The following is a 7,759-nucleotide window of genomic DNA, read 5'->3' as shown; positions in this document are numbered from 1 at the left end:
TGGCCAGACCTAAGATTGCCCTTATCGGCGCCGGACAAATCGGCGGCACGCTTGCTCACCTCGCAGCTGTCAAAGAACTCGGCGATGTTGTGTTGTTCGATATTGCGGACGGCGTTCCACAAGGTAAGGCGCTTGATATCGCCGAATCCGGCCCTGCTGCGAAATTCGACGGCAGCTTTAAAGGCACCAACGATTACGCTGATATCGCAGGCGCAGATGTTTGCATCGTGACCGCTGGCGTGGCCCGCAAGCCAGGCATGAGCCGTGATGACCTGCTGGGCATCAACCTCAAGGTTATGAAATCCGTCGGCGAAGGCATCGCGGCACATGCGCCAAATGCGTTCGTTATCTGCATCACAAACCCGCTTGATGCGATGGTTTGGGCACTGCGCGAATTCTCTGGCATGCCTACTGAAAAAGTTTGCGGCATGGCCGGTGTTCTGGACAGCGCACGCTTCCGTCACTTCCTTGCGGATGAATTCAAAGTTTCCATGCGTGACGTCACAGCATTCGTTCTGGGCGGGCACGGCGACACGATGGTCCCATTGACACGCTATTCCACCGTTGCAGGCATTCCGTTGCCTGATCTGGTCGACATGGGTTGGACAACACAAGAAAAACTGGACGCGATCGTACAGCGCACCCGTGATGGCGGCGCAGAGATTGTTGGCCTATTGAAAACAGGCTCCGCGTTCTACGCACCTGCAACATCCGCGATTGAAATGGCCGAAGCCTACCTCAAAGATCAGAAGCGCGTTCTGCCATGTGCAGCCTACGTTGACGGCGCTTACGGGCTTGATGGTTTCTACGTCGGCGTGCCAACCGTCATCGGTGCTGGCGGCGTCGAGCGCGTTGTCGAAATCAAGATGAACAAAGAAGAGCAAGCAATGTTCGATAAATCTGTCGATGCCGTCAAAGGACTTGTCGCAGCTTGTAAGGGCATCGACGATAGCCTTGTATAAAGCACTGGTTCTTGCATAATCGATAGACGAAAGGGCGCCGTTCTGGCGCCTTTTTTCTTTGTCGCCTCACAGATCAAAGGTAGTTTTATGCGCTTACCCATCTTCTTTGCCGCCGCGACCCTCGGACTTACATCGGCTGCGTCCGCACAAACAAATTACTCGCAAATGATCCGCGATACGGGCCTTACCCAGACCGAAAGCGCCCTGTCAGCCCTGCCCGACAAAACCCCCTCCGATATGTTTGCCCTTGGCGGCGTGCGCTTTTTGGGCGCAGTCGAAGGCGCGCTGCAAGCGCTTTACGCGACCCAAATCAACCGCGAGATGGCGGAAATGAGCGGCCTGCCGTTCCTGCGTCTGCCCCTTCCACCCAATCCAGATGCTGTTCCGTTTCGTCCCGAACTGATCGCGGAAACGTACGAAGCCGCTCTCGTTGATCTGCAAAACAGCCTAGATGCGCTGGACACAATCACCGACAGTGACGCCGTTGCCGTTACAATCAACACTGGCGACCTTTGGTTCGACATCAATGCAAACGGCACCCGCGACCCCGGCGAAGGCATGCTGGAAAGCGCGGGGGCGCAGCTCAATCAAGGTTTGGTGGGCGACGTCAAAGGCCCGACAATCCGCTTTGATACCGCTGACGCGGCATGGCTTTCGGCCTATGCGCATTTGCTGTCAGGCGTCGGCGAAACGGTTCTCGCGCTAGATCCGACATCTGCGATAGCACGCGTCACTGAAAGTACGGCGGCGATCAAAGCAATCAGCCCTGGTCCCAAACCGTTATTCTTTACCCAAGATGACGGAATGTGGATCGACGTTGCGGCAATGTTTATTCACACTATCGAAGGACAACCAGACGCCACGCGGTCACAGGCCGCACACGCGCATTTCCTTGGGATGATCGCGGACAACCGTTCCTTTTGGACGCGCGTAGCAACAGAAACGGATAACAAGCTCGAGTGGATCCCAAACCCGCGCCAGTCAAGCGCGCTGCCACTGGAATTCCCCGCAGACATCGGCGCACGATGGCGTGATGTTCTGGCCGAGGCAGAGGCTGTGCTGAACGGCGACCTGCTGATCCCCCACTGGCGACTTGGTGACGGGGCTGGCATCAATCTGGCAATGGCGATGCAAAACCCACCAAAGATCGACTTCATTTCAATTTTTCAGGGCGAAGCCATTTTGCCGTTCGCCCAAGTCGGTCCGCGCATGTCAGGCCAAAGCCTGACGGCTTTTTCTCGGATGCTGGGTGGCGATGCCGCACTCTATATGATCGTGCTGAACTAGGCGCGCTTGCGGTCACTCGGTCAGAAACGCGAGGACGTGTTGCTTGTGTCTGCGTAGCCAGTCGTCGATCGCATCAGGCGCAAGATCAATGGCTTGATCTGGAAACCATTCCCGCAATGCGGGCACGGGTTCAAATGCGGGTGCGGTCCACAAATCATGGCGTTGCAACAAAGCCTGCTGGGCTTCATCCGCAGTTTTTAGCCTGTGATAGATTTCAAAAGCCTTATCTGGATTGGCAAGCAGCGCATTCGCCTGTTTGCGACGATGTGGCGAAGGCCGCATGCCACCTTTTGTGACCAAAGCATGCGCCATGCGGGCCAGCTTAAAGGTCCATTGCAACGGCGTTAGCCCATCAAAATGCAGCAACTCAAGCTGGTCACAATCTGCCCGCACGCTTGCCACTTCATCTTCCCCACCTTGCGATTGCGCGCGATGGATGGACAGCCGCAGCGGGCGACCTGTCCGGACAAACACCTTGCCTTGGGCATGTCCGTTCAACCCACGATAGGTCATTGAATAGTCCGGCCCAAACACGGCGCGACCCTTGGGGGTGGACGACACATAAGGGCGGCGAAAGGCCCCCTCAAAAATCGATTGATTTCTAGCCCCCGCCAAATGCACGCGTTCGGCGACGGGAATGACGAGGCAGTCAGCGGCATCGGATACTGCAGATAAATGCTGCGCAATCGGAACCTGCGACCACAGGAATTCATCCGCATCAATATGTACCAGCCAATCCATATCTGTGCGGGCGTATGCATCTCGGGCGTTGCGCACTTGCCTGATTTGATGACGATCCGGACGGGATTTGCAGATACGTAACCAATGCGCGTCGTCACACGCCACAACAGTGACCTGTGACAGGTGCGCGACAGCGTCTTGAACGGCATCATCCGGACGGTCACAATACAAAAATACATGCCCGGCCCCAAGCGAAAGATGCCAAGCAACAAAGGCCTGCACGACCGCTGGACTTTCATCCACAGTCGCAACAACAGCCCAAGTTGGTTCGGATATCGCCATGGTTACTTTGCTAACATCGGCGCGAATCTTTTAAAACTGAATAAAGTTGTCGAAAATCAACACAGACAACATTTGTGATCACACTAAAAAATTCTGTGATCACAAATGTTCGATTTTTGATGAATATGGCATTTTTCCCTTAGAAACTGCTATTTTTCTATGTTTAAGTCGGGGCAACCGAAGCGAAATTGGAATTGTCTTATGAACATTCACGAATATCAGGCCAAAGCCCTCTTGCGCAGCTATGGCGCGCCCGTCTCGGACGGACGTCCTGTGATGCGCTCTGAAGATGCAAAAACTGCCGCTGGCGAACTTGATGGACCGCTCTGGGTCGTCAAAGCGCAAATCCACGCTGGCGGACGCGGCAAGGGAAAATTCAAAGAGGCCGACGCAGGTGAAGCAGGCGGCGTGCGCCTTGCCAAATCCGTCGAAGAAGCCGCCCAAGAAGCCAAAAAGATGCTGGGCCGCACATTGGTCACACACCAAACAGGCCCAGCGGGTAAAGTCGTCAACCGCATCTACATCGAAGACGGCGCGGGCATTGAAACCGAGCTCTACCTTGCATTGCTCGTTGATCGTCAAACCAGCAGCATCGGATTTGTCTGTTCTACCGAAGGCGGCATGGACATCGAAGAAGTCGCCGCATCGACCCCCGAAAAGATCGTGAACTTCACCGTTGACCCCGCAACCGGTTATCAGCCATTCCACGGGCGCCGTGTTGCATTCGCGCTTGGCCTTAAGGGTGCGCAAGTCAAACAGTGCGTTGCGCTGATGGGACTGCTTTACAAAGCATTCGTCGAAAAAGACATGGAGATGCTCGAGATCAACCCGCTGATCGTCACTGATAAGGGCGATCTGAAGGTGCTTGACGCAAAGGTCGCATTCGACGGCAACGCGATCTACCGCCACGCCGACATCGCCGCCCTGCGTGACGAGACCGAAGAAGACCCCAAAGAACTGGCCGCATCCAAGTTCGACCTGAACTACATCGCCCTTGATGGCGAAATTGGTTGCATGGTCAACGGCGCTGGGCTTGCGATGGCCACGATGGACATCATCAAACTTTATGGCGCAGAGCCTGCCAACTTCCTTGATGTGGGCGGTGGCGCGACCAAAGAAAAAGTTACCGAAGCGTTCAAGATCATCACGTCCGACCCACAGGTCAAAGGCATCTTGGTCAACATCTTTGGCGGCATCATGCGTTGCGACGTAATCGCCGAAGGCGTCGTCGCTGCAGTGAAAGAAGTGGGCCTTAAGGTCCCACTCGTCGTGCGCCTAGAAGGTACGAACGTCGAAGAGGGCAAAGCGATCATCAATAATTCAGGTCTGGATGTTATCGCAGCCGACGATTTGAAAGATGGCGCAGAGAAGATCGTGAAAGCGGTCAAAGGATAACCCGTAGGGCGGGGTTCTCCCCGCCGTGCTTTTCATCGGCGGGGAGAACCCCGCCCTACAGCAAGATTTCTCAAGGAGGCCCAAATGGCCATTCTCGTAAACGAAAACACCAAAGTTATCTGCCAAGGCCTGACTGGCTCGCAGGGTACATTCCACTCTGAGCAAGCGATTGCTTATGGCACCAAAATGGTTGGCGGCGTGACACCCGGCAAAGGTGGTCAGACCCATCTGGACCTGCCGATCTTTAACTCTGTCCACGAGGCCAAGCATGTGACCGAAGCAAACGCCTCGGTAATCTATGTGCCGCCGCCCTTCGCAGCCGATTCAATCCTCGAGGCAATCGACGCCGAAATGGAACTGATCATCTGCATCACCGAAGGCATCCCTGTGCTGGACATGATGCGCGTCAAGCGCGCGCTCGAAGGGTCCAAATCCCGCCTGATCGGGCCAAACTGCCCCGGCGTGATCACGCCAGATGCGTGCAAGATCGGCATCATGCCCGGCCACATCCACCGTCGCGGGTCGGTCGGTGTTGTGTCGCGTTCCGGTACATTGACTTATGAGGCCGTCAAGCAAACATCTGACAGCGGTCTTGGCCAATCCACAGCCGTCGGTATTGGTGGCGACCCCATCAAAGGGACCGAACACATCGACATCCTCAACATGTTCTTGGATGACGACGAAACACATTCCATGATCATGATCGGCGAAATCGGTGGTTCTGCCGAAGAAGAAGCCGCTGAATTCCTGACCGCCCAAAAGAAAAAAGGCCGTTGGAAGCCAACAGCAGGTTTCATTGCAGGCCGCACGGCACCTCCGGGTCGCCGCATGGGTCACGCCGGCGCGATTGTTGCTGGCGGCAAAGGCGACGCAGAAAGCAAGATCGAGGCGATGAAATCCGCAGGGATCATCGTGGCCGACAGCCCCGCGACACTGGGCGAAGCCGTGCTGGAAGCGATCGGTAAATAACAACGTGGGTCGGGGTTTTCCCCGACCTATCCACCACACGAATAGGCGTCTCGGGCGTGGTCCGGGATTTTAACATCGGCAATGCATTGAGGTCCCCTCATGAACGACCAATCCCCTAACGACGCACTCCATGCTTCTTCTTTCCTGCAAGGGCATAACGCGGAATACGTAGAGCAGCTTTATGCCCGCTACGCCGATAATCCCGGCGCGGTGGACGAGTCGTGGCAAGCGTTCTTCAGGTCTTTGGGTGACGCCCCTGCAGACGCCAAAGCAGAGGCAGCAGGCCCAAGTTGGGCGCGCGCCGATTGGCCGCCAGCGCCCGCAGATGATCTGACCGCCGCCCTTGATGGTCAATGGCCAACAGAGCCAGAGGCCGCAGGCAAAAAGATCAAAGAAAAAGCCGCTGAAAAGGGTGTCGCACTGGACGAGGCGCAAGTCCGCTCTGCCGTTCTGGACAGCATCCGCGCGCTGATGATCATCCGCGCTTACCGTATTCGCGGCCACCTGATCGCCGATCTTGACCCGTTGGGCATGCGTGAAACCAAGCTGCATCCGGAACTAGATCCTGCATCTTATGGCTTTGCCGCCGCTGATATGGATCGTCCGATCTTTATCGACAAGGTTCTTGGCCTCGAAGTGGCCACTATGGCCGAGATTATGGCGATCGTGCAGCGTACTTATTGCGGCACATTCGCACTGCAATACATGCACATCTCCAACCCCGAAGAAGCGGGCTGGCTGAAAGAACGCATCGAAGGCTACGGCAAAGAAATCGCATTCACCAAAAACGGCCGCAAGGCGATCCTGAACAGCCTTGTCGAGGCCGAAGGTTTTGAAAAATTCCTGCATGTCAAATACATGGGCACCAAGCGTTTCGGCCTTGATGGTGGCGAAAGCCTGATCCCTGCAATGGAGCAGATTATCAAACGCGGTGGCCAGTTGGGCATCGACGAAATCATCATTGGCATGCCACACCGTGGACGTTTGTCCGTGCTCGCAAACGTGATGAAGAAACCCTACCGCGCGATCTTTAATGAATTCCAAGGCGGATCGTTCAAGCCCGAAGATGTCGACGGATCAGGTGATGTGAAATACCACCTTGGCGCGTCATCTGACCGCGCATTCGATGACAACTCGGTGCATTTGTCGCTAACAGCGAACCCGTCCCACCTAGAGGCCGTGAACCCTGTGGTCATCGGCAAAGTCCGCGCCAAGCAAGATCAAAAAAGCGACATTGATCGCAAACGCGTCATGGGCGTTTTGCTGCATGGCGATGCGGCATTCGCGGGCCAAGGTGTCGTTGCAGAAGGCTTCGGCCTGTCCGGCCTGAAAGGTCACAAAACCGGCGGCACGATGCATATCGTCGTGAACAACCAGATCGGCTTTACGACAGCGCCGCACTTTAGCCGCTCCAGCCCCTACCCCACCGACATCGCGCTGATGGTCGAGGCACCGATTTTCCACGTCAACGGCGACGACCCAGAAGCAGTTGTGCATGCTGCCCGTGTGGCCACCGAATTCCGTCAGAAGTTCCACAAGGACGTCGTTCTGGATATTATCTGCTACCGCCGCTTTGGTCACAACGAAGGCGACGAGCCGATGTTCACCAACCCGGTGATGTACAAAAAGATCAAAAAGCAAAAGACGACGCTGACGCTTTATACGGATCGACTAGTGCGCGACGGGCTGATCCCCGAAGGCGAAATCGAAGACATGAAAGCCGCGTTTCAGGCATACCTGAACGAGGAGTTCGAGGCGGGTAAAAACTACAAACCCAACAAAGCCGATTGGCTTGATGGCAAGTGGTCACATCTCGACCGTCAAGACGCAGACTATCAGCGTGGCGTCACCGCGATTGAGGATGCGACGTTCAATGCGATTGGCGAAGCGCTCTCTACAGCGCCAAAGAACTTCCCGCTGCATAAAACAATCGGCCGTTTGCTTGATAGCAAATCCAAGATGTTTGAAACAGGTGAAGGCATCGACTGGGCCACTGGCGAAGCTTTGGCCTTTGGATCGCTTTTGACCGAAGGCTACCCTGTGCGCTTGTCCGGCCAAGACGTGACACGCGGCACATTCAGCCACCGCCATTCGGGTTTGATCAATCAAGACAACGAAGATCG

General features: G+C 55.7%; 6 protein-coding genes. 5 read left to right on the top strand and 1 reads right to left on the bottom strand.

Annotated elements, in window-relative coordinates; translation table 11 throughout:
* Together mdh and QZ197_RS12595 are read left to right on the top strand one after the other, a co-directional pair.
* Positions 1-962 (top strand): malate dehydrogenase (mdh, locus tag QZ197_RS12600; RefSeq protein ID WP_296432366.1); only part of this gene is annotated, 962 nt, incomplete at its 5' end.
* An 87-nt stretch (positions 963-1,049) separates the two neighbouring features.
* Positions 1,050-2,249: a hypothetical protein gene (locus QZ197_RS12595; RefSeq protein WP_296432365.1), complete on the top strand. Its 1,200-nt coding sequence runs from the start codon at positions 1,050-1,052 to the stop codon at positions 2,247-2,249.
* Between the two features lie 12 nt (positions 2,250-2,261).
* Here the strand turns inward: QZ197_RS12595 and QZ197_RS12590 are convergent, their stop codons facing one another.
* Positions 2,262-3,272 (bottom strand): glycosyltransferase family 2 protein, encoded by a 1,011-nt coding sequence (locus tag QZ197_RS12590; RefSeq protein WP_296432364.1) that lies wholly within the window; start codon positions 3,270-3,272, stop codon positions 2,262-2,264.
* 201 nt (positions 3,273-3,473) lie between these two features.
* On the opposite strand from QZ197_RS12590, the gene sucC reads away from it, so the two are divergent.
* From sucC to QZ197_RS12575, 3 genes are all read left to right on the top strand, one after another.
* Positions 3,474-4,667 (top strand): ADP-forming succinate--CoA ligase subunit beta, encoded by a 1,194-nt coding sequence (sucC, locus tag QZ197_RS12585; protein ID WP_296432363.1) that lies wholly within the window; start codon positions 3,474-3,476, stop codon positions 4,665-4,667.
* A gap of 84 nt (positions 4,668-4,751) precedes the next feature.
* Complete coding sequence (gene sucD / locus QZ197_RS12580) at positions 4,752-5,636, top strand: succinate--CoA ligase subunit alpha (protein ID WP_296432362.1); 885 nt, start codon at positions 4,752-4,754, stop codon at positions 5,634-5,636.
* A gap of 99 nt (positions 5,637-5,735) precedes the next feature.
* Positions 5,736-7,759 (top strand): 2-oxoglutarate dehydrogenase E1 component (locus QZ197_RS12575; RefSeq protein WP_296432361.1); only part of this gene is annotated, 2,024 nt, incomplete at its 3' end.

Origin of the sequence: Yoonia sp. (genome assembly GCF_017854415.1) — a bacterium.
GTDB lineage: Bacteria > Pseudomonadota > Alphaproteobacteria > Rhodobacterales > Rhodobacteraceae > Yoonia.
Note: the sequence above shows the minus strand (reverse complement) of the source record. Positions and strands in the feature narration are given on the sequence as shown.